The sequence below is a fragment of the Caulobacter sp. Root655 genome, from assembly GCF_001427665.1.
GTDB lineage: Bacteria > Pseudomonadota > Alphaproteobacteria > Caulobacterales > Caulobacteraceae > Caulobacter.
Window position 1 is genome coordinate 191,481 of sequence record NZ_LMHC01000021.1, and the last position, 23,091, is coordinate 214,571.

The window sequence follows — 23,091 nt, forward strand, 5'->3', positions numbered from 1 at the left end:
CTCATCGCCATGTGGCGCCAGCCGCCCCGCGCGCGGTGGCGGCCTAGCGCAGCGCCGCCACCGCCAGGCCGCCGCCGCTACCGGACATGGCGGCCTGGGGCGGACAGCCTTCGCCGGGACAGGCCTGGCCTCCGGTCGTGAGCTTGACCTCCGGATCCCAGTCCAGGGTGAAGTCCGGCGACTGGACGAGGTGTTTGATCGTCATCGAGCCGCCCGCCTCGTTCGATGGGAACGGCCGGATGGTGAACACCGCGCCGGTAAAGGTCAGGTCGTAGTTCGTCGACAGGCCCAACGACCCAAGCGTGATCCCATAGCCGCCAGGAACCTCGCCGGGGTCGCGCGCCAGGCCACCGGTGAAGGCGTCGCCCGCGGCCAGGTCGCCCACCGTGATGCGGTAGGTCAGGGTCGGGTCGACCAGGCCAAACGGCTTGAACGCGCTGTCCGCCGCCACCGTCACCTGCCGACGCAGGATGTCGGCCAGGCCGCCGCTGACGCCGCCGAGGTCGTAGTTGGCGGCGTCGAGGCCGGACAGGGCCGCGGCGGACACCGTCACGGTCTTGCCGGTCCCGACGTTTTTGTCGGCGAAGGCGTAGGTCCCAGACGCGCTCACGGCGTCGCCGGCCACCACGCCGGTCAGGCCGATCGAACCGCTCGCCGCCGTCGTGCCGTCATAGGTCTTGTTGGCGGCGACCAGCGCGCCGGTCAGGCCCTTCTTCAGGATATCGGCCTGGGTCGTGGCCAGCGGGACAAGGGTGTAGTTGCCCGCGTCGGCGCCCGACAGGGCCACGCCCGAGGCGGTGACCGTCTTGCCGGTCCCGGCGTTCTTGTCGGCGAAGAGGTAGGTTCCCGACGCGCTCACCGTGTCGCCGGCCACCATCCCGGTCAGGCCGATCGAACCGCTCGCGGTCGCCGTGCCGTCATAGGTCTTGTCGTCGGCCGTCAGCGTGGCGCTCAGGGCCTTGGGATCGATGCGCAGCGAGCCGGCGGGTCCGGCGGCGAAGGCGTAGTTAAGGTCGGAGGTCAGGCCGCCGGTGACGGCGTTCAGGGTGTAGGTCCCGACGTTCTTGCTGGTCGCGCCCGAGATCACGAGGGCGCCCAACCAGGCGTCGGTGAAGAGGTCGCCGTTGACCAGGCCCGTGACCGTCGCCGAGAGCGACGGAATGGCTCCGCTATAGGTCACGGTCCGGCTGTCGGGCGTCACCGTTATGGTCGGCTGATAGGCGTAGACAAAGCGGTTTCCGTTGTTGAGGCCCACGTGGAAGCCCGAGGCCGCGAAGTCGTAGGCCGCCCCGTAGAAGCTCTTGCCGACCAGGCCGTTGAACGTGTTGCCCGCCGTCGAGCCCTGCGGATCACCGAACGCCTGGGTGTAGATCAGCCACCGACCGCCGCCGCTGGCGGCGATCACGGCGTCCGCCCCGCGGGCGTTGGTGAACACCCCGTCCGAGGCCAGCACCACCGCGTCGCCCGCGCCATTGGCCCGCACCGTGCCGGTTCCGGCGATGGTCATGCCGCCGTGCGAGGCGATCGACAGGATTCCCGTGCTCAGCACGGTTCCGCTGATGGTCAGGGCGCGATTGCTGACCAGCTTCAGGCGGCCGGTGGTGTTGGTGAAGTCGCCCAGCTCGGCGATCGGGTTGGCGAGGTCGAAGATCGCCCCGCCGACTGAGGACCCGGTCAGCTTCTGGGCGGTGATGAGCCCCAGCGGAGCCTGGCCGATGGTCAGATCGGACCGCAGGTCCACCGTCTGGCCGGCGGCCACGATCGGAGCGACGATGTCGAAGGCGGCGGCGCCGTGGTACGCGAAACCTCCGCTGGCGACATTGACCCCGCTTAGGTGCGCGACCTGGTTGTCGCCAAGCAGGACGACGCCGGTTCCCGCGTTCGCGACCAATGCGCCGGCCTGTATGGCGCCCTGCTGGGTGATGTCGGCGGCCGCGGCCAGGCTGAGCGTCGTGCTGACGCCGATCACCCGGCCCGGGGTGGCGTCGCCGAGGCGCACGCCCGCGCCGGTCGATCGCACCGTGATCCCGCCACCGCCCGTGACGTTGGCCGAGACCAGCCGCGTCTCGCCGCCGCCGCTCACCAGCGACGTGCCGCCCGCCGTCAGTTGATTCACGGTCACGGCGCCGTTCGTGCCGGTGATCGAGACCTGACCGCTGGTCGCGCTGGCCGTACCGATCCCCAGCGAACCGTTGACGACCTGGACCTTGACGCCGAGCGGACCGGAAAGCGTGGTCAGGTTGGCGTTGGTCGTATGGTCCAGATTGACGTCGACCTTACCCGTCGGCGTCGAGGCCGCGAGCACCAGGCTCGAGCCCGTCGAGGTGACGATGTTGCCCGCCGTGATCGCGCCCGGTGTCGCGGCCCCCAGGACCACGTCGCCGTTCGTGGCGCGGACCGTCAGACCGTGAATCCCCGGCCCTGTCAGGATCGCCGAGCCCAGGCTGGCCGTGCCGTTCACGGCCGTGACCGTGATCCGGCCCACGCCCTGGGCCGAGCCCACGGCCATGCCGCCGACATCGCCGATCGCCGTGACCTGGCCGCCCCCGGCGTACAGCGCGCCCAGGCTTCCGCCGTCGGCCTGGACGAAGACCGTGCCCGCATCGCTGGTGATGTCGCCGCCGATAACATTGCCGTCGAACACGTTGAGGGCGATGGAAGACCCGTAGTGCAGGGTCTTGCTGCTGAAGTCGAAGTCGCCGACCTGATCCAGGATGGTCCAGGTCCCGGCCTTGGCGCCCAGCGGCGCCAGGGCGGCGGCCGAGAAGTCGCCGCCGATCAGGGCGTAGGTCCTGTCGACGTTGAGGCTGGTCGCCACGTTCACCAGGCCGGTTCCGGCGTTCAGATTCACGTCGCGGTTGGCCCGGACCGTATCGAGGCCGATAGCGTCGGCCGTCACCTCGACATCGCCGAAAGTGGTTCCCGACCCGGCGTCGAGTTGGCCGGCGCCGGTCACCGTCCCGTTCAGCGCGATGATGCTCAGCGCGCGGTCGGCGTGAACGACGGATCCCAGGTTCACCCCGCCGGTTCCGGCGCTCAGACCCACGTCGCCGTCGGACGCGACCGCGCCGAGGGTCATGGCGTTGGCCGACACATTGACCTCGCCGTCGTGGGCGCCCGCCCCCAGGCCGGCGTCCAGCTGGCCCAGGCTGGTCAATGCGCCGCTCAGGGCGGTGATGAACAGCAGGCGATCGGCGTGAACGCCAGCCGCCCCCAGGGTCACATCGCCGGTGGCCGCGGTCAGGCTCACATCGCCGTCGGACAGGACCGTATCAAGGCTTATGGCGTCGGCGGTCACGGCGACCACGCCGTCATGCGCCCCCGTCCCAGCGTCCAGTTGGGCCGAGCCGAGCACCGCGCCGTCCTGGGCGGCGATGGTCAGTCTGCGGCCGGCATGGAGGGCGAGAGACCCCAGGTCCAGGTCGCCCAGGGTGTCGGTGATGGTGACGTCGTGAATCTCGCCGTTGAACAGGAACGGGGTCAGGGCGTCGCCCAGGAAATCGTGGGCGGTGATCTTGTAGTCGCCGCCGCTGCTGGTGGCGAAGTCCGTCTCCAGCGTGCCGGCCATGGCCTCCAGCGTGATGTTGTAGCCCGCCACCTCGTCGATCTTCAGGTCGCCGGTCTTCTGGACGACGGTCACGTCGCCGTCGATGGCGGCGCCGACCACGGCGATGCCGTTGCTGGCCGAGTTGATATTGACCACCACGTCGCCGGCGTTGGAGATCACCTGCAAGCCGCCGGAACCGCAGCCGCAGGCGGGGTCGGTCACCGCGTAATTGGCGGCGGTGATCGAGGCCTTGTCATCAGCCCCGAAGGTGGCCTTGTTTGTCGCCTCGACCGAGATGCCGGCTGGGGCCTCGGCGCCACGCAGGGTCGCGTCGCCATCGGCCGCCACCATGACGATCCCGGTGACGTCGGTGGCCTTGGCGAAGTTGACCAGCGCGTCGCCGCCCGCCTGCACCACGACGCCCAGGTCCGCCTCGGCCGTATCGACGAAGGCGTCGCCGACCAGCGCGGCGATCTGGACGGCGACGCCGGCGTTGGCGGACTGGACGTCGATGTTCCCGTCGATGGCGACCCCCACGATCAGGCCGCCGGCCTGCAGGGTCCCGACATCGACCGTACCGCCCGCCAGCTCCAGATCGCCGCCGGTGGAGATCAGGCTGGCCGTGGTCGCGTCCAGCAAGCCGTCGGTTTGGAGATGCACCAGCCCGGCGCCGCGCGCCAAGGTGTTGATCGTCAGGTCGCCGCCGGCGGCGGAGAGCTCCAGACCACCGTTGACCGTCGTGGCCTCGCCCACGGTCAGGGCGCCGTCCAGCGCCTCCGCATAGATGCCGTTCTGGGCCGTGAGCGTGCTGAACGTCACCGGACCGCTGTTGACGGTGATATCGACGCTCCGGCCCTCCACCCTGTCGATCGCGTCGCTGGTGTCGAGGTAGACCCTGGCCTGGGCGGTCGCCGACAGGATCACCGCCTCGCCTGTGTTGCCGCCCGTCCGGCTGAAGGTGTTGGCGGCGGTGATGCTGAGATAGTCGGGACCGCCCAGGGTCGCATTACCGTCGCCCATGACCAGCAGGTCGTGGCCCGCGCCGGATCCGGTCAGCAGCGCCTTGCCCAGGATCGCATCTCCGACATCGGCGATCAGCGTGATGTCGCGCCCGGCCGTGGCGGACGCCACGTTGATGCCAAATGGCCCGGTCACGGAAACATCGCGCGTCGCCTCCACCGAGGTCGCGGTGACCGTATCGCCCGCGTTGAGCGTGACGTCGCCGGCCGCCGCGGCGGTCCCCTGGGTGGTGGCCGTGCCGACATCGACCGAGCCGCTGCTCGATCGCGCCAGGACATGACCGTCGCTGCCGCCGGCCCCGGCGCCTGTCGAGGTCAGCGTCGCGCCGCTGGCCAAGACGTCGCCGCTAACCGTCGTGACCTCGACGTCGTCGCCGGCGACGACCTGAGTGACGACGATGGCGTTCCCCGTGGTGGAACTAACGAAGATGTCGCGCGCGGCGCTGCCGGTGTTCAGGCTGGCCGTCTGGCCGTTGACCGACAGGTCGCGGGTCGCGCTGCCCGTGGTCAGGCCCGCATTGCCGGCGGCGCTGATGATGACGTCGCCGGCCGAGGCGCCGGTTCCCAGGGTCTGGGCCACGTTGACCGTGACCGAACTGCCGGTCGAGCGCACCAGGACGTGGCCGTCGTCGGCGGCGCCGACGCCGGTGGACTTCAGCGTCGCGCCGCCGGCCGAGACGGCGCCGGTGGTCGCGGTGACCTCGACGTCGTCGCCGGCCGTGGCGGCGGTGGTCACCGTCGCGCCGCCAGTCGTGGCGGTCACGAAGATGTCGCGCGCCGCCGAACCGCTGGTCAGGCTGGCGGTGACGCCGGTCACCTTCAGGTCGCGGGTGGCGTTGGCCGAGCCGACGCTGGCGGTCGTCGCCGCCTGGACGGTGATGTCGCCGGCCTGCGCGCCGGTCCCTTGGGTCTGGAGCGTGTTGGTGGCGGTGACCGCGCCGTTGTCGGAACGCAGAAGGATATGCGCGTCGTCGCTGGCGCCCAGGCCTGTCGACCTCAGGAAGGCGCCGCCGGCCGCGATGTCGCCGTTGGAGGCGGTCAGCTCGATGTCGTCGCCGGCGAAGATGCGGTTGGTCACCGTGACTCCGGTATCGCCGGTCAGGATGGCGTCGCGCCCCGCGTCGGCGGTGCTCAGGAAGATGAGCGGGGCGGTGATCAGGATGTCGCGCGCCGAATTGCCCAAGGTCAGCGACACCGAGCCGCCGCTGCTGAGGACGATGTCGCCCGAGGTCGTCGTGCTGGCTGAACCGACCGAGGTGTTGACGCCCGAAGAGACGGTGACGCCGGTCGCGCCGGCAATCGAGCTGACGGTCGCGCCGGGGCCACCGGCTGCGACCGTGGCCGCGCCGCTGGTGGCCGTGACCTCGCTGGCGGTGATCGAGCCGGAGGTCGTGCTGACCCCCACCGTGGCGCCGACGGCGGCGGCGACGTTCAGGGCGCCGCTCGAGGCGCTGAGCAGGACGTTGCCGCTGGCGTCGATCGAGGCGCTGGTCGCCGACGAGATGGTGTTGACCCGGATCAGGGCGTCGGTGGCGGCGCGCAGGTTGGCCAGCGGGTCGCCGGCGTCGACGAAGCCCGCGTCCACGATCCCCGAGCCTCGGCTGAACAGGAAGCCGCCGGCGGTCATGGTCGCGCCCGGCGAGATGATCACGCCCTGGGGCGAGTAGAACCAGACGTTGCCGGCGGTGGCCGCCCCGACCTTGCCGGTCACCACGCTGCCGGTGTCGAACCGGATCTGGCTGGTGGTCTTGTTCAGGACGATGTCGCTGGCGGAGTCGAACAGGAAGTTCATCGCATCGCCGCTGCTGAGATGCAGGTCGGTCCAGTTGATCACCGTCCGGGGCGCGTTCAGGTCGATCTGCAGGGTGATGGCGTCGGGAAAGGTGATGAACGGCTGGCTGCCGCCGCTGGAGACCGTGATGTTGCCCGCTCCCGGTATGCCCGGCAGGGTCCCGGCCAAGGCGGGCTGGGCTAGCATGGCGGCCACGCCGCACAGGGCCGAGGCCGCCAGCAGCGTGGTCCGGCGCGCAGGGCCAGGAGTGGGGCGAGAAGAGATCGGACGGATCGACGACGGGGTCATGAGGGACACTCCGGGAACTTCGACAGGCTAGAACAGGGCGGCGGACAGCGAGATCAGGACGCGCGACGGCGGTTCGTCGCCGGTCCCGAACGGGCTGTCGAACGGCTTGGCCCAGGTCAGGTCCAGGGCGATCCGCGAGGTGACCTGGGCCCGCACCCCGACCCCGGCCGAGGCCAGGTCCAGCTTGCCGGCCCCGAAACCGAGATTGGTCAACTCGGCGGCGTCGTAGAAGGCGTAAGGTCGCCAGGCGGCGCGGCCGCCATTCAAGGACAGCGGCACGGTGCTGACCTCGACCGAGGCCGAGACGGCGCGATCGCCGGACGCCACCGACGGGTCATAGCCCCGCCCGACCGTCAGGTTGCCGACCCCGTATTCCTCGTAGGACAGCAGCGGATCGTCCGTATGCTGCCAGGCGACGATCAGCTTGCCGATCACCGGCCCAGCCAGGCGGCCGCCGACCTCGCCCTCGGCCCGCATCACCGTGGCGTCCGGCTTGCCCAGGAAGCGCGAGGCCCGCGGGTCGCCGTAGCGGCTGGCGCCGAGGCTGTGAACGCCTTGGCGCAGCTCGAACATCCCGGTCAGGGCCACCGAATTGGCCGCCAGGCTGGCCGGCGCGAAATGGCCGTCTAGCCGAACGAAGAACACCCGCAGATGGTCGTCGGTCAGCACGGCCGCGCCGCCGCCGAACTCGACCTTCTGGTCCACCCAGTCCAGCCCGACCCCGATGTTGAGGTTGTGGCGGCGATGGCGCATCAGCGGATAGGTCAGGCGGACGCTGCCGGCGAACGACTCGCCCTCCAGGTCCAGCGGCTTGAGGGTGTCGCCGGGCCGGGTCCACGCCCACGAGCCCGAAAGGTCGGCTGCCAGGCCGTCGCCGCCCATGTAGAAGCGCTCGGCCACTTGGATGACCCGCTGCTCGTCGCTGGACAGTGTGCCGTAGCCGAGGATCGAGGTCCGCTCGCCCAGGGGGGTGAAGCCGTTGAGGTCCAGCCGCGCCAGGGCCAGATCGCGGCCGACGGTCTTGGAACCGTAGTTTTGGATCTGCGCCGAGCCGTCGACGGCGTCGCGGGTGATGGCGACATCCAGGTCCAGCGCGCCCTGGCCGAGCGGCGAGGGCTTGAGCACCGACTGGATTTGTACGCCGGGCACGTCGGAGGCCAGCAGCAGGTAGCGCTGGGCGACGTCGAGATCGAACGGCGCCAGGCCGCGCAGATGGTCGAGGAAGCGGACAACCTGCTTCTGGGCCGGACCGGCGTCGCCGTGATAGGTCACCGCCGCGATCCGAGCCTCGACCACCGTCAAGGTCAGTTTGCCCTCGGCGATTCGCTGCTCCGGAATGACCACGCTGGCCAGCACGCCGCGCCGCAGATAGAGCGCCGCGACCCGGTCACGGATGTCGCAGACCACGCTCAGCGGCGCCTCGCGGCCGATGAACTCGGCATAGGTCGAGGCCAAGGCCTGGTCCGACAGCGCCAGGGCGCCGCCCCCGTTATTGGCCGTCGCGCCATGGAACTCCACCGCGCTCAGGGTGACCTTGATGGCGCTGTCGCGAAAGGCGCAGGGCCCGGCCTCGACACCCTTGAACAGGTCGCCGCGCGGCGCGGCCGCGATCGGGGCGGCGCGGGCCGGATCCAGCTCCTGGCGTGACGGCAGGGCCACCTGGGCCGTCGCCGGGGGCGCGGCGAGCAGGGCCGCGCCCAGACATGCCACCGCGCTCGCACCGATAACGGCGCGACGCATCCTGAACAAGACTCGCAAGCAACCCCCTCCGACCACCTACCGTGGCGTCGTCCACCTTTTGCGACACTATGACGCGAATCCCGCCCGGATAACAGAGATCATGGAACCGCGGGCTTGAGACGAGACGGCTGGATCCGGCGCCGCTATTGGCCGAGGCGCCGCCACCGCTTCAGGGCCTTTGATCCGAAGCGGCAGCAGGCATGGTCAGGATGGATCAGGTTCGATCGTCGTTGGCGGACAGTCGTCGCGGCAACCTCAGGATCACCTGGCTGATCGCCGGCAGGACCAGCAGGGTCAGGGCGGTGGCGGTGATCAGGCCGCCGATGACGACGATGGCCAGCGGCTTCTGCACCTCGGCGCCCGTGCCGTGGGCCAGGGCCATGGGCACGAAGCCGATGGCCGGCACGAGCCCGGTCATGATCACCGGACGCACCCGTTCCATGGTCCCGTCGATGATCGCCTGGGCCAGTTCGACGCCGCCTTCCAGACGCTGGCGGACGCTGCTCATCACCACCAGGCCGTTGAGAACCGCCACGCCGGACAGGCAGATGAAGCCGACGGCCGCCGACACCGAGAAGGCGATGCCGGTCATGGCCAGGGCGAAGACCCCGCCGGCCAGGCCGAGCGGCACGGCGGTGAACACCGCCAAGGCGCGACCAAATCCGCCCAGCGCCATGTAGAGGATGGCGAAGATCAGGGCGAAGCACAGCGGCACGACGATGGCCAGGCGGTCGGAGGCCGCCTTGAGGTTCTGGAACTGGCCGCCCCATTCCAGCCAGGTTCCGGACGGCAGGGCCACGGCCTCGACCTTGCCCGTGGCCTCGGCGACGAAGGAGCCGACGTCGCGACCTCGGACATTGGCCTGGACCACCACGCGGCGCTTGCCGTTCTCGCGGCTGATCTGGTTGAGGCCGTCGGCGAGGGCGAAACGGGCCACGGCGCGTAGAGGCACGGAAGCGCGCGGGTGATCGCCCTCCTCCGGCAGCATCACCGGCAGGGCGCCCAGGACATCCAGGTCGTCGCGGGTGGCGGCCGGCACGCGGACGACCACGGCGAAGCGCCGGTCGCCCTCGAACATCAGGCCCGCCTCACGGCCGCCCAGGGCCGCGGCGACGGTGTCGGCCACGTCCTCGACCGTCAGGCCAAGGCGAGCGATGGCCGCTCGGTCGAACTGGACGTCCAGGGTCGGCGCCCCGCCCGTCTGTTCGACCCGGACGTCGGCGGCGCCGGGCGTCGCTTGCAAGGCCGCGCCGATCCTGGCGGCCGCGGCGCTCATCTGTTCCAGGTCGTCGCCATAGAGCTTGATGGCCACGTCGCCGCGCACGCCGGCGATCAGTTCGTTGAACCGCATCTGGATCGGCTGGGTCAGTTCGAAGCTGTTGCCGACCAGGCCGTCGAGCCTGGCCTGGATCCGGTCCACGACATCGGCCTTGCTGTCGACGCCGTCGGGCCAGTCCTTCTCCGGCCTGAGGATCACGAAACCGTCGGAAATGTTGGGCGGCATCGGATCGGTGGCCACTTCGGCGGTGCCGGTCTTGGAGAACATCCGCTCGACCTCGGGCAGGCTGGTGATCGCTCGTTCAACCTGTCTCTGCATGGCCAGCGACTGTTCGAGAGAGGTGGACGGAATCCGCTGCGACGACAGGGCGATGTTCTTCTCGTCGAGCTGGGGGATGAACTCCTGACCCAGGAACGTGAAGACCACCCCGGCCAGGGCGAAGACACCCACGCCAGCGGCGATGAACGGCCACGGCCGGGCGACCGAGCGGCGCAGGACGGGTGCGTAGATCCGCTTGATCCAGGCGACGACCGGCACGTCCTTCTCGGCGACCTTGCCGCGGATCAGCAGGGCGACCATGGCTGGCACGAAGGTCAGCGACAGCACGAAGGCGCTGGCCAGGGCCAGCATCAGGGTGATCGCCATCGGCGAGAAGGTCTTGCCTTCGACGCCGGTGAAGGTCAGCAGCGGCGCGAAGACCAGGAAGATGATCGCCTGGCCATAGACGGTGGGCCGGATCATTTCCCGCGAGGCCAGGACGGTCTCCTCCAGGCGCTCGTTCAGGGTGAGAAGCCGTCCTTCGCGGTGCTGGCGCTCGGCCAGGCGGCGCAGGCAGTTCTCGATGATGATCACCGTACCGTCGACGATCAGGCCGAAATCCAGCGCGCCCAGGCTCATCAGGTTGCCCGAGACCTCCAGCCCGTTCATGCCGATGGCGGTCATCAGGAACGAGAACGGGATGACCAGCACCGCGATCAGGGCGGCGCGGACATTGCCCAGTAGCAGGAACAGCGCCGCGGCCACCAGGATCGCCCCTTCGAGCAGGTTGCGCTGGACGGTGGCGACGGTGGCGTTGACCAGCTTGGAGCGGTCGAGCGTCGGGGTGACGATGATCCCCGGCGGCAGCGATCGCTCGACCTGGGTCAGCTTCTCGCCCACCGCCTTGGCGACGGTGCGGCTGTTTTCGCCGATCAGCATCAGGGTGGTGCCGATCACCACCTCATGACCATTCATGCTGGCCGCGCCAGTGCGCAGTTCGCCGCCCACCCGGACGCCTGCGACATCCTTGACCGCGACGGCGACGCCGCCTCGGGTGGCGATCACGGCGTCGGCGATTTCGTCGAGGCTGCGGATACGGGCGTCGGCCCTGACCAGGTAGGCCTCCCCTGCCCGCTCGACGAAATTGCCGCCGACCGAGAGGTTGGCGGCCTCCAGCGCCCTGGCCAGTTCCGGGAACGACACGCCATAGGCGGCCAGCTTCACCGGGTCGGGCTCGACGACGTACTGCTTTTCGAAGCCGCCGATGGTGTCGACGCCGGCCACGCCCGCGACGCCGCGAAGCTGCGGGCTGATGATCCAGTCCTGGACAGTGCGCAGATAGGCGGCGCGAGCCACCTCGTCGGTCAGGCGCGCGCCCTCCGGCGTCAGGAACGCGCCGTCGCTTTGCCAGCCCGGTTCGCTATCCCGAATCTTCGCGCCGCGCCCGCCGGGATTGGCGAAGTCGATGGCGTACATGAAGACCTCGCCCAGTCCCGTGGTCACCGGGCCGATCTGCGGCTGGACGCCTTCGGGCAGGCTGTCGCGGGCCTGGGCCAGGCGCTCATTGACCTGCTGGCGGGCGAAATAGAGGTCGACGTTCTCCTTGAAGACCGCCGTGACCTGCGAAAAGCCGTTGCGCGAGATCGACCGGGTGGACTCCAGGCCAGGAATGCCGGCCAGCGCCGTCTCGACCGGGAAGGTCACGCGCTTTTCGATCTCGGTCGGCGAGAGCGACGGGTCGCTGGTGTTGATCTGCACCTGCTTGTTGGTGATGTCGGGCACCGCGTCGATCGGCAGCTTGGTCAGCTGCCAGGCGCCGAGCGTGGCGATTCCCAGGACGACGAACAGCACGGCCCAGCGGGCCCGCACCGAGAACGACAGAAGCTTGGCGATCATCAGTGGGCCTCCCCTTCGCCCTTGCCGAGTTCGGCCTTGAGCAGGAAGGCGTTCTTGGTCGCCACGGACTGGCCGGCTGTCAGGCCGCCGATGATCTCCACGCGCCCGGCGCCCCGCGCGCCGACCTGGACGGCCTTGGCCCTGAAGCCCTCGGCCGTCCGAATGAAGACAACGGCCTTGCCGTCGAGGGTCTGGACCGCCTCCTCGGGCACGACGACACCCCCGCTCCCCGCCGCCCGCGCCGGCAGGATGCGCACGCGCAGGGTCTGGCCAGGTTGCAGGCTCGCGTCGTCGGGAAGGGTCAGGACGACCGTGGCGGCCCGGGTCTCGGCGCTGAGCCCCGGCGTGATCGCGCGCACGACGACATCGAGCGTGCGGCCGTCGCCGGGTTCGAGCACCGCCCGGTCGCCGGGCGCGATGCGCTGGGCGTCGGTCCCGGTGACGAAGGCCTCGACTTGGACCTGGCGGGGGTCGGCGACGCGGAACAGCTCGGTCTGCGGCTCGACGAAGGCGCCGAGGCTGGCCGGGGCGGCCGTCACCCGGCCGGCGATCGGGCTGGTGACCCTGACGCCCCGGCCATCGGCGGTAACCCGGGCGGCGCCCGCGGCTACCTGGGCCCGGCGGGCCTCGGCATTGGCCATGGCCGCCTCCGTCTGCGCCTGTTCGTAATCCTGGCGGGGCGAGACGCGCTGGTCGTACAGCGACTTCTCGCGGGCCAGGGTTTTCTGGGCCAGCGTGGCCTTGGCGGCGGCGGTCGTGCGGTCGGCGGCGATCTGGGCCGCGTCGCCGCTTTCGACAATGGCCAGGGTTTCGCCCGCCCCGACAGGGTCGCCCAGACGTTTGAAGATGCGGGTGACGGCGCCGCCGGCCCTGGCGGTCAGCACGGCCTGGCCGCCCGGCGAGGCGGTGACCGAGCCTTGAGCCAGGATCTCGGCCGACAAGCCGCCGCCCGCGACGGTTTCGGTGAGAATGCCGGCCGCCCGGATGGCCTCCGGCTTCAACACGACCTGATCCGCGTGCTCCTCGGTTTCGGCATGAGCCTCGGCGATCGGCGCGACGGGCGTCTTCTGGGTGAGCCTGGCCAGGCCGAAGCCGCCCACGGCGGCGATCAGCACTGCGGCGGCGACGCTCCCGTAGAGCGGCAAGGAGGACGATTTCATGGGTGGTCTCCAAACGGCGCGACGCCCTGCAGGCGCGCGAGCGCGGCTTCGGCGGTCAGGCGCTCGAGCCGGGCGTTGAGGATCTGGTCGCGCGCTTCGATCAGCACGCGACGGGCGTTGAGGACTTCGACCAGCGGCAGCTTGCCGCCCTCATAGCCCAGGCGGGTCAGCCGGTAGGCCTGCGTCGCGGTCGCCTCGGCCTGGCGGTTGGCGGCGACCCGGGTCTGGGCCGCCTCGGCCTTGGACAGCGCCGAGGCGATCTCGGCCTGGGCGTCGAGCCGGGCCGCGCCTAGACGCGCCTCGGCCGCCGTCAACTCCGCCCGGGAAGCGGAGATCGCGCCGCGGTTGCGGTCGAAGATCGGGAACGGCGCGGAGACGCCGGCCACCAGGGCGGTGGCGTCGTCCCCCGCCAGTCGACGGACCCCGACCGACACCGAGACGTCCGGCGCCGCCCGGGTCTGCTCGACCCGAACCCGGCGCGCGGCCGCTTCGCGTTCAGCCTGGGCGGCCAGATAGGCCGGCGTGTCGATCGGATCGACGGCGGGCAGCGCCTCCATGCGGTCGGCATGGGCCAGCAGGCTGACGGCGATCGAGGTGATCGGCGGATCATCGCCCGTCAGGGCGGTCAGCCGGGCGAAGGCCCCTTCCCGCTCGGCCTGGGCTTCGCCCAACTGGGCGCGGGCGGTTTCGATGACCGAGCGCGCCTGCAGAACCCGAAGCTCGGCCTCCTTGCCGGCCTCTACCAGGGCGCGGGTGACCCGGAGATCCTCTTCGGCCAGGGCGATGGCGTCGCTGGCCAGCTTGAATCGCAGGTCGGCGGCTTCGGCCCCGGCATAGGCCTGGGCCAGGTCGAAGGCGAAGGCGGCGTCGACCATGGCCGCCCTGGCGCGGGCGACCTCCAGTTCAGCCCGACCGGCGGCGATGCGGGCCGGACGCTTGCCGCCCAGCTCCAGCGCCTGCTGGACCGAGGCGGTGCTTTCAGCGGCGTCGCCGCCCTTGAACGGCCCTTGTCCGGCGAAGTTTTCGACCTCCAGGCTCAGGGTCGGATTGGGTCGGACCGCGGCCTGGCGGGCCAGGCCTTCGGACTGGGCGACATGGGCCCGACTCTCGGCCAGACGGGGGGCGGCGGACTGGGCTCGCCGCAGGAGTTCGGCGTAGGCGGGCGCCGGGTCGGCCAGGACCGGGCCGGAACTAAACGCTCCGGCGACGACGCAGGCCAAGGCCGCACGCAGCGGCCATCGGGTCGATGACATGAAAATCCTCGCGATGTGACGGAAAGGAGCACGCCAAGGCGCGCGCGGTCCGTCAGGCGCGGGGCGGTCTCTCTGGTCCGGCCAGGTCGAGGGAGGCGAGCGCGCGGGCGCGCGACACGGGCGGCGAACCGTCGGCCAGGATCAGGGCCGGGTCGGCGTCGAACAGGCCGCCCAGCATCGGCGCGCCATGGTGGCAATGGCCGTGTTGGCAGTCGCCGGCGTCGATCGGGTGTGGGACCTGATGATCAGCCGCTTCCACGGCGGAGACCTGCGGCGCGCCGGTAATGACCGGGCGGTCGTCGCCCGCGCAGACCGCGGCGTCGATGGCCGGCGTGACGACCAGCGCGACGAGCAGACAGGCGGCCAGAAGGCCTCCCATGCCGCGCAACCATGTCGTAAGCCGCCTCATCCTCGCCCTATAGCGTCACCGCGACGGCGCGGGAATGCGTTACATAATCACGGTTGGACGCCGGCGACCGGTTGGGCGACGACCTCCTCCCGTCGCTGTGCGCGGCTGGTCCGGCGCGACAGCAGCACGCCGGCCAGCAGCACGCCGATCAGGCCCAGCCCGCAGGTGACGTAGGCCGCGCCGCCGAGGAATGCGCTCCACGCCAGTTCCAGCCTGGCGAAATAGCGCGCCAGCATCAGGGCGACGCTGCCGACATAGCCGCTGGCGTCGGCCACGTAGATCAGGAAGCCGGCCGTGCCGACCCGGCCGGTGGCGGCGACCATGCGATCGAAGAGGATGCCGTTGAACGGCGTGTAGGCCATGTAGACGCCGGCCCCGAGGGCGACCATCCAGGCGACCGGCCCCAGCAGTCCCAACTGGTGGCCCAGGGTGGAAACGCCCAGCAGCGCCAGGCCCAGGGCGACGAAGCCGAGGTTGAAGGCCACGGCGCGATGATTGTCGCGCACCCGCATCAGCATGGCCAAGCCGATCAGGACGATGATCGCGACGGGAATCTCCGACAGGGCCAGGATCGAGGCGGCGTTCTGGTAACCCAGCTCGGCCCAGATCTCGGCCGCGAAGTTGTCGCGGAAATCGCGCAGGGCGGTGACCAGCACATAGACCGCCACCAGCAGGATCAGGACCGGAGCATGGGAGGCGAACATCGCCGCGCGAGCCTTGGCGGTCATCGGCGCGCGACGCACCCGCGCCGCTTCGTCCTCGGCGTTCGGCGGCGGTAGCTGCGCCAGGGCCAGGACCGCGACCAGCAGCAGGGGCGTGAAGATCAGGCCGGTCACCGCGGGCATCCAGCGCTCGTCGACGCCTTGCAGCAACAACCCCTTGCCCACCGACTTCACCACGCCGGAGGCCAGGATGAAGCTGGCGCACAGCATGGCGCCCAGCACTTCCGACAACCGCCGGCCCTCCAGGAAGCCGAACACCAGGCCCCAGATCATCCCCAGGCTAAGGCCGTTGGCGAACAGCGCGACGGGACCGAAACTCGACGGCGCCAAGCCCAGGCCAAGCAACGACAGTTCGGCCCCGCCGATCAGCAGCACGATGGCCCAGGCGCGTTGCTCGGGGCGCATCTCCGAGACCACCTTGACGCCGATGATCTTGGCGGCGGCGTAACCGGCGACCTGGGCGATCACCAGGGCGATCTTGAAGTCGATGGCGAAGGGCCAGCCGGCGATGTGGTCGTAGCTCGCCGCGGCGAACGGCTTGCGGTAGGCGAACATCGAGAAATAGACCGCGAACGACGCCAGGCCGCCATACAGCGCGAACGCCCAGGGCGGCGCGGCGACCAGGGCCCGCGTGACCCGGCTCTGTCTTGATGTCGACGCCGGAGTGCCGCCAATGCCCATCGCTTCGCCCCTCCGCCGCGTGTCGCGCCATGGGCGCCGCGTTCGGTGATCCCTGTCAACACCGATCGGATTCGACGCCATCCGGTTTCGGATCAATTTTCGGGCTTTCCGGACCTGGACCTGCCCCGAAACGCCCCGTTCGGACCGATCCGCCGTGGACGAACGCGGCTCCACGAACGGTGCTTGCCATAACGATAGCTATAACTACTATATCTCCAAAAGCAGCAGTGGGGATGTGGGATGCGAAAGCTTCAGGTGCTCGCAGGCGTCGCAAGCGCGGCGATGGTCGCGGCGGCCGGACAGGCCATGGCTCAGGAGGCGACCGCGCTCGAAGAGATCGTCGTCACCGCCCAGAAACGTTCGGAAAACCTGCAGGACGTGCCGGTCTCGGTGACCGCCTTCACCGCTGATCAACTGAAGAACCAGCGGGTCGGCGACGTCCTGGCGCTGTCGGGCCTGTCGCCGGGCCTGCAGATCAAGACCGACGACAACGCCGCCAATCCGCGCATCTTCATCCGCGGCATCGGGGTCAACGACTTCAACCCCAGCACCGCCAGCGCCGTCGGGGTCTATCTCGACGGGGTCTATGTCGCCTCCCCGATGGCCCAGATGGCCGGCTTCTACGACCTGCAGCAGGTCGAGGTGCTGCGTGGCCCGCAGGGCACGCTCTACGGCCGCAACACCACGGGCGGGGCGATCAACGTCACCACCAAGAAGCCGAGCAACACGCCCGGCGCGGACCTGGCCGTCGACTATGGCCGGTTCAATTCACTCAATGTCCAGGGCGGATTCGGCGGCCCGCTCGGCGGCGACGACCTGTCGTTCCGGATCAGCGGCCTCTACGACAAGAGCGACGGCTACACGCTCAATCGCCTGACCGGCAACAAGGGCAACGACGCCGACCGCAAGGCCGTGCGCGGCGCCCTGCGCTTCACGCCCGACGACAAGCTGACCGTCGATGTATCCGTGAACTACAGCAAGTCGAGCGGCGGCTCGATCCTGACCTACAACCGCTCGCTAATCGCCCAGACCCCGGAAGCGGCCAGCACCGCCCTGCCCGATCCGACCTTCGGCTACTTCTTCTGCAAGCCCGACTACTACACCTCCGGTCAGTGCACGAACGCCCTCGGATACGCCAACACCAGCAACAACAAGTACGAGGGCGACTACCGTTTCGAGGGCAAGGACATCGTCAAGCTGTTCGGGGCCACGACCTCGATCAGCTACGACTTCGGCGGCGTGACGCTCTATTCCGTCACTGGCTACCAGAGCGCCAAGCGCGACGACCTGGAAGAGACCGACGCCAATCCGATCTCGATCTTCGGCGCCCGCTACATCGCCAAACAGGACACCACCAGCCAGGAACTGCGGCTGCAGTCGAACGGCACGACCGCCTTGCGCTGGGTGGCCGGCGTCTATGCGGCCAGAGACAACCTGGACAATGACAGCCACTACGACGTGCTGGACGTGCTACGGGTCCCAACGCCCGAAAACCCCACCGGCATGGACCCGGCCGGGAGCATCGGCGTGTTCGGCTGGCCCCTGCACCAGAAAACCACCAGCTACGCCGCCTTCGGCCAGGCCGATTACGACCTCAACGATCGCCTGACCCTGACCGCCGGCCTGCGCTGGTCGCAGGATGAAAAGACCTTCCACTATGTCAGCGACGTCGACTACGGGCTGGTCACCCTGTTCACCCTCGACGACTCCAAGATCTTCAGCTCGGTGTCGGGGCGCCTGGGCCTGCAGTACAAGCTGAGCGAAGACGCCAACCTCTATGCGACCTACAATCGCGGCACCAAGAGCGGCGGCTTCTTCAGCGGTCAGACCACCGATCGAGCCGACATCGGTCCTTACAAGGACGAAACCGTCAACGCCTACGAGGTAGGGGCGAAGAGCGAGTTCCTCGACCGCCGCCTGCGCGTCAACGTCTCGGCCTTCTACTATGATTACAAGGACCTGCAGGTCTATACGGTGATCCAGCGCAACGGCCTGCCGGTGCAGCTGTTCACCAACGCCTCGGCGGCGCGGGTCTATGGCGGCGAGGCCGAGATCGAGGCGCGTCCCATGAAGGGCCTGAGCCTGACCCTCGGCGCATCGCTGCTGAGCGCCGAGTACAAGGACTTCCAGTCGGTCGGCAACGACTACTCCGGCAACACCCTGCCCTCGGCCCCGAAGACCAGTCTGAACGGCGCCGCCCGTTACGAGCATCCGCTGCCGACGGGCGACATGGTGTCTCAGATCGACTTCACCTATCGCGGCAAGGTCTATTACGACACCGCCAACACCGAGCGGCTCAGCGACAAGGCGCGCGCCTTCGTCAACGGCCAGGTCGGCTGGCGTCTCGCCGACGGTCGCTATGAACTGGGCCTGTGGGGCAAGAACCTGTTCGACACGACCAACATCTCCGACATCACCCCGATCGCCGCCTTCGGATTCGACGTGTTCAGCATGGGGCCGCCCCGCACCTACGGCGTCTATTTCCGGGCGAAATATTGAGCGCGGCCGAGGCGATCATGACGGCGGAAGCCCCGTCGCCCACGGGCGCCTGGATCGGCGATCCGCCCAGCCTCGTCCAGCGCCTGGCCGTGTTCTGGGTCGGGCTGGTCGGGGTGCTGTTTCCCGGCGTCGGGCCGCTGCTGCTCGGCGGCATGGAGGCGGCCGGCCGGCTGACGGCGGCGCAGATCGGTCAGGCCGGCATGGCCGAACTGGTGGCCATGGGGGTCGGCGCGGCCATCGTTGGCCCGTTGTTCGGCGAGCGCCGGCTGCGGCTGGCCGCCGTGGGTTGCGGCCTGCTGCTGGCGGCCCTGGACATGGCGACCACGCGGATGTCGGGCGACGCCCTGACCCTGGTGCGCGCCCTGGCGGGCTTGCCGGCCGGCGCGATGATCTGGCTGATCACCGGCATGATCGTCCGCGCGCCACGTCCCGAGCGCTGGGCGGGCCTCTACCTGACCATCCAGACCCTGCTCCAGCTGGGCGTGGTGGCCGGGATCGGGGCCTTCGTCGTCGGGCCATTCGGCCCGGACGGCGGCTTCGTGGTGCTGGCGATCCTGACCGTGAGCGCGGCCGTCGTCGGCCTGGCCGTTCCCCGCGCCTACGCCCCATTGGCGGAGGCGGCCGACAATCCCAAGGGCCTGCCCAGTCCGCGCGGCTGGATCGCCCTGGCCGCCGTGCTGTGCTTCCAGGCCTTCATCCTGGCCGCCTGGATCTATGTCGAGCCGCTGTCGCGCCAGGCCGGTCACCCCACGACGACGGCCAGCGCGGCCTTCGCGGTGTCGTTGGCCGCCCAGGTGGCGGGCGGCGCGGTCGCCACGGCCCTGGCCGGCCGGCTGTCGTGGTTCTGGTCGCTGACCGTCGCCGTGCTCGTGGCGATCGGCGCGTTGCTGGTGATGGCCAGCCTGCCGTCCGCGGTGATGTTCCTGGCGGTCTCGGGACTGTTCGGCTTCGTCTGGCTGTTCGCCTCACCGTTCCTGACGCCCCTGGCCATCGAGGCCGATCCCAGCCGGCGGGCGGCGCTGCTGGGACCGGGCGCCAGCCTGCTGGGCTGCGGCGCGGGCCCGCTGCTCGCCTCGTTCGTCGTCACTGGCGCGGACGTGCGGCCCGCGGTCTGGCTGGGCGTGATCCTGGCGGTCATCACCCTGGTGATCATCGCCGGCCTGCACCTGACCCGGCCTCGCTTCGTCGCCTAACGACGCGCGCCGATTGGCTTTTCAGGTGAAGCGCTCTAGAGCATTTTCGAGCGAAGTGGATTCCGGTTCGCGTGAAGAAAATGCGTTAAAACAAATATCTAAAGCCCAGATCTGATGCAATCAGGTCGGGGCTTTAGTCCAGAGAGGACGTGAAGGAGAACCGCCATGCCGAAGACGACGGCCAGGAAGACCGCGTCCTCGACGGCCCCCGACATCGCGCTGGACGCCAAGCTTCAGCCCACCCAGGCCCGCGGCCAGGACACCTACGAGATCGTGCTGTCCACGGCCGGCGAACTGCTGGGCGAGTACGGCTTCGAGCAACTGAGCACCAACGCCATCTGCAAGCGCGCCGGCCTGACGCCGCCCGCCCTGTACCGCTATTTTCCCAACAAGTACGCGATCCTCAAGGCGCTGGGCGACCGGCTGATGAAGGCCCAGGACGACGCGGTGTTCGCCTGGATCGAGGCTGGCGGCTTCGACGGCGCGACCGCCAGGGAGCGGATCGACAAGAACGTGGTCATGCTCACCGAGATGATCGAAATGACCCGGCGCTTTCCCGGCGGCGCGGCGATCGGCCGGGCCCTGCGCGCCGTGCCGATGCTGCAGCAGTTGCGCTTCGCCTCGCGCGACATGGTCGCCGACCGCTTCGTGGAGTTCATGCGCGAACGGTTCCCGCAGGTCTCCGAGGCCCGCCTGCGCATCGCCATGCGGATGACAGTGGAACTGACCTACGCCGCCACCGAGATGGCTGTCGAGGAGCCCGACCGCGACGCCGACGCCCTGATCCGCGAGGTCTGCCTGCTGTTCGACCGCTATTTCGAGACCATCGCCGACGCTCCGTGAACGACGGCTTGCCAATACGCTAGCTTTTACTATCATATCGTCATCACAATCGGGGGGAACGCGATGACGGGATGGAACAACTGGTCGGGCAGCGTCGTGACCTCCCCTCGGCTCATCGCCCGGCCGCGCGACGCCGGCGAACTGGCGGCCCTGGTCGCCCAGGCCGGCAAGGTCCGCGTCGTCGGCGCGGGTCACTCGTTCATGCCGCTCTGCGAAACCAGCGACCTGCTGCTCAGCCTGGCCGACTACGAAGGCGCGATCGACATCGCGCCCGACCGTCGCACGGTCTGGGCCCCGGCCGGCTGGAGCCTCAAGAAACTGACGGCGGCGCTGTGGGACGAAGGCCTGTCGCTGATCAATCAGGGCGACATCAATCCCCAGTCCCTGGCCGGCGCCGTCTCGACAGGCACCCACGGCACGGGCGCGGAGCTGGGCAGCCTGTCGACCCAGGCCTGTGGATTCCGGCTGATGACCGCCGCCGGTCAGATCGTCGAATGCGGGCCGACGCTCAATCCCGAACTGTACGAGGCGCAGCGCCTGTCGCTCGGCCTGTTCGGCGTGGCGGTCGAGATCCGGATCAACGTCCTGCCGGCCTACCACCTGGAGGAACGCGTCGAGCGCCGGCCGCTGGCCGAGGTCGCCGAGCGCCTGGACGAGCTGGCCGCCGCCACCCGCCACATGGAGTTCTTCGTCTTCCCCTATTGCGACGACGTGATCTTCAAGACCCTGCACCCGGTCCCCGCCGACACGCCCGGCCGTCCGCCCAGCGAGGCCGGCGAAACCGACGAGGCGACGTTCAAGATGATCTGCGACATCTGCGCCGCCCTCCCCCACCTGACGCCGCCGCTGCAGCGCCTGATCATGCGCCTGGCCGGCAAGTCCAGCCGCCGGGTCGGTCCGGCCCACGCCATCTTCCCCTCCGAGCGCAACATCCGCTTCGAGGAGATGGAGTACGAACTGCCGCGCGCCGCCGGCCTGCCGACCCTGCGCGCCGCCATCGACCACATCCGCAAGCGCCGCCTGCCGATCACCTTCCCGTTCGAGTTCCGCCTGGCGGCCGGCGACGACATCTGGATGAGCCCGTTCAACGCGGGTCCGGGGGCCTCGATCTCGTTCCACCAGTACGCCAAGATGCCCTGGCGCCCGGCCTTCGCCGAGATGGAGGCGGTGCTGCGTGACGGCGCCGGCCGACCGCACTGGGCCAAGCGCCACTCCCTCACGCCCGCCGACGTCCACAGGCTGTATCCCCGCGCCGCCGACTTCCTGGCGGTGCGCAAGACCTGGGATCCGGCCGGCAAGTTCGCCAATACTCACCTGACCGAACTCTTCGGCCTCTGATCGGAACCGCGCCATGACCGACCAAGACCTGCACGCCCACCTGATCGGCGCCCAGGGTTCGCGCCGCGACCTCAACACCCCGGTCCTGGTGATCGACCGCCCGGCCCTGGAGCGCAACATCGCCCGCATGGCCACGTTCGCGGCCGACAAGGACCTGAAGCTCCGACCGCACGCCAAGACCCACAAGAGCGTCGACATCGCCAAGCTGCAGCTGGCGGCCGGCGCCGTCGGCCTGTGCTGCGCCAAGATCGGCGAGGCCGAGGTCCTGGCCGAGGGCGGGGTGACGACCGGCCTGCTGATCACCTCGCCGGTCGTTTCGATGCCCGCCATCGCCCGGTTGGTCGCCCTCAACGGGACGACGACCGACCTGATGGCCGTGGTCGATCACCCGGCCAACGTCGCCGCCCTGGGCGAGGCCGCCATGGCCGCCGGCAAGCCGTTGAAGGTGGTCATCGACCTTGATCCCGGCATCCATCGCACGGGCGTCGCCTCGCCCGAGGCCGCTGTCGCCCTGCTGGCGGCCATCCAGGCCCAGCCGGGCCTGACCTATGCCGGCCTGCAATGCTATTGCGGCATGCAGCAGCACATCGAGAGCTTCGCCGACCGCAAGGCCAATCTGGAGGACCGCGGCGCCTATATCCGCTCGGTGATCGACGCCTTGACCGCGGCCGGCGGCCCACCGCCGATCGTCAGCGGCTCGGGCACCGGCTCCCATCGCATCGACGCCGAGCTGAACATCTTCACCGAACTGCAGGTCGGCTCCTACGTGTTCATGGACGGCCAGTACCTGGTCTGCGACATCGCCGGCGACGGGGCCGACGCCAGTCCCTACGAGGCTTCGCTATTGATCGACGCTCGCGTGGTCAGCGCCAACACCCCCGGCATGGCCACCGTCGACGCCGGCTTCAAGGCGCTGTCGACCGACGCCGAACCGCCCAAGGTCCTGGCCGGCGCGCCGGAGGGGTCGCGCTACTTCTTCATGGGCGACGAACACGGCGCGATCCTGCCGCCTTCGGGCCAGGCGACGCCGACCCTGGGCGAGCGGGTGGTGCTGGGCGCGCCGCATTGCGATCCGACGGTGAACCTCTACGACACCTACCACGTGGTCGACGGCGACACCCTGGTGGCGCTGTGGCCGGTCTCGGCCCGGGGGCGCTCCCGCTAGAGCATTTTC

Annotated in this window: 12 protein-coding genes; 5 read left to right on the plus strand and 7 right to left on the minus strand. The window is 69.8% G+C overall.

What is annotated here, in order from left to right:
• Window positions 1–43: 43 nt before the first annotated feature.
• From ASD79_RS12340 to ASD79_RS12370, 7 genes are all read right to left on the minus strand, one after another.
• Window positions 44–6,646: a YDG domain-containing protein gene (locus tag ASD79_RS12340; RefSeq protein ID WP_056722017.1), complete on the minus strand. Its 6,603-nt coding sequence runs from the start codon at window positions 6,644–6,646 to the stop codon at window positions 44–46.
• 27 nt (window positions 6,647–6,673) lie between these two features.
• Entirely contained in the window at window positions 6,674–8,386 is a 1,713-nt protein-coding gene (locus ASD79_RS12345; RefSeq protein ID WP_056722019.1) for a ShlB/FhaC/HecB family hemolysin secretion/activation protein, read from the minus strand.
• Between the two features lie 214 nt (window positions 8,387–8,600).
• Window positions 8,601–11,819, minus strand: coding sequence for an efflux RND transporter permease subunit (locus ASD79_RS12350; protein WP_056722022.1), 3,219 nt, complete (start codon window positions 11,817–11,819; stop codon window positions 8,601–8,603).
• Entirely contained in the window at window positions 11,819–12,979 is a 1,161-nt protein-coding gene (locus ASD79_RS12355; protein ID WP_056722024.1) for an efflux RND transporter periplasmic adaptor subunit, read from the minus strand. Before ASD79_RS12355 ends, ASD79_RS12350 begins: the two co-directional genes overlap by 1 nt.
• Window positions 12,976–14,232 carry a TolC family protein gene (locus tag ASD79_RS12360; RefSeq protein ID WP_056722026.1) on the minus strand — a complete coding sequence of 419 codons (1,257 nt, stop codon included), beginning with the start codon at window positions 14,230–14,232 and terminating at the stop codon, window positions 12,976–12,978. Before ASD79_RS12360 ends, ASD79_RS12355 begins: the two co-directional genes overlap by 4 nt.
• A 52-nt stretch (window positions 14,233–14,284) precedes the next feature.
• Entirely contained in the window at window positions 14,285–14,611 is a 327-nt protein-coding gene (locus tag ASD79_RS12365) for a hypothetical protein (RefSeq protein WP_056722028.1), read from the minus strand.
• Between the two features lie 77 nt (window positions 14,612–14,688).
• Window positions 14,689–16,044, minus strand: coding sequence for a DUF5690 family protein (locus ASD79_RS12370; protein ID WP_056722031.1), 1,356 nt, complete (start codon window positions 16,042–16,044; stop codon window positions 14,689–14,691).
• Window positions 16,045–16,284: 240 nt separating this feature from the next.
• Between ASD79_RS12370 and ASD79_RS12375 the strand changes: the two genes are divergently transcribed.
• From ASD79_RS12375 to ASD79_RS12395, 5 genes are all read left to right on the plus strand, one after another.
• On the plus strand, window positions 16,285–18,543 hold the full coding sequence (locus ASD79_RS12375) for a TonB-dependent receptor (protein WP_056722033.1): 2,259 nt from the start codon (window positions 16,285–16,287) through the stop codon (window positions 18,541–18,543).
• A gap of 17 nt (window positions 18,544–18,560) precedes the next feature.
• Complete coding sequence (locus tag ASD79_RS12380; RefSeq protein ID WP_056722624.1) at window positions 18,561–19,736, plus strand: MFS transporter; 1,176 nt, start codon at window positions 18,561–18,563, stop codon at window positions 19,734–19,736.
• Window positions 19,737–19,901: 165 nt separating this feature from the next.
• Entirely contained in the window at window positions 19,902–20,579 is a 678-nt protein-coding gene (locus tag ASD79_RS12385) for a TetR/AcrR family transcriptional regulator (protein WP_056722036.1), read from the plus strand.
• A gap of 63 nt (window positions 20,580–20,642) precedes the next feature.
• A complete protein-coding gene (locus ASD79_RS12390; protein WP_056722038.1) occupies window positions 20,643–21,917 on the plus strand; it encodes a D-arabinono-1,4-lactone oxidase in 1,275 nt (424 codons plus the stop codon).
• Window positions 21,918–21,930: 13 nt separating this feature from the next.
• Window positions 21,931–23,082, plus strand: coding sequence for a DSD1 family PLP-dependent enzyme (locus ASD79_RS12395; protein WP_056722041.1), 1,152 nt, complete (start codon window positions 21,931–21,933; stop codon window positions 23,080–23,082).
• Window positions 23,083–23,091: the final 9 nt, after the last annotated feature.

Coding starts and splice junctions, on each gene's coding strand:
- ASD79_RS12340 (WP_056722017.1), bottom strand. CDS start 6,646: ATGACCCCGTCGTCGATCCGTCCGATCTCTTCTCGCCCCACTCCTGGC.
- ASD79_RS12345 (WP_056722019.1), bottom strand. CDS start 8,386: ATGCGTCGCGCCGTTATCGGTGCGAGCGCGGTGGCATGTCTGGGCGCG.
- ASD79_RS12350 (WP_056722022.1), bottom strand. CDS start 11,819: ATGATCGCCAAGCTTCTGTCGTTCTCGGTGCGGGCCCGCTGGGCCGTG.
- ASD79_RS12355 (WP_056722024.1), bottom strand. CDS start 12,979: ATGAAATCGTCCTCCTTGCCGCTCTACGGGAGCGTCGCCGCCGCAGTG.
- ASD79_RS12360 (WP_056722026.1), bottom strand. CDS start 14,232: ATGTCATCGACCCGATGGCCGCTGCGTGCGGCCTTGGCCTGCGTCGTC.
- ASD79_RS12365 (WP_056722028.1), bottom strand. CDS start 14,611: ATGGGAGGCCTTCTGGCCGCCTGTCTGCTCGTCGCGCTGGTCGTCACG.
- ASD79_RS12370 (WP_056722031.1), bottom strand. CDS start 16,044: ATGGGCATTGGCGGCACTCCGGCGTCGACATCAAGACAGAGCCGGGTC.
- ASD79_RS12375 (WP_056722033.1), top strand. CDS start 16,285: ATGCGAAAGCTTCAGGTGCTCGCAGGCGTCGCAAGCGCGGCGATGGTC.
- ASD79_RS12380 (WP_056722624.1), top strand. CDS start 18,561: ATGACGGCGGAAGCCCCGTCGCCCACGGGCGCCTGGATCGGCGATCCG.
- ASD79_RS12385 (WP_056722036.1), top strand. CDS start 19,902: ATGCCGAAGACGACGGCCAGGAAGACCGCGTCCTCGACGGCCCCCGAC.
- ASD79_RS12390 (WP_056722038.1), top strand. CDS start 20,643: ATGACGGGATGGAACAACTGGTCGGGCAGCGTCGTGACCTCCCCTCGG.
- ASD79_RS12395 (WP_056722041.1), top strand. CDS start 21,931: ATGACCGACCAAGACCTGCACGCCCACCTGATCGGCGCCCAGGGTTCG.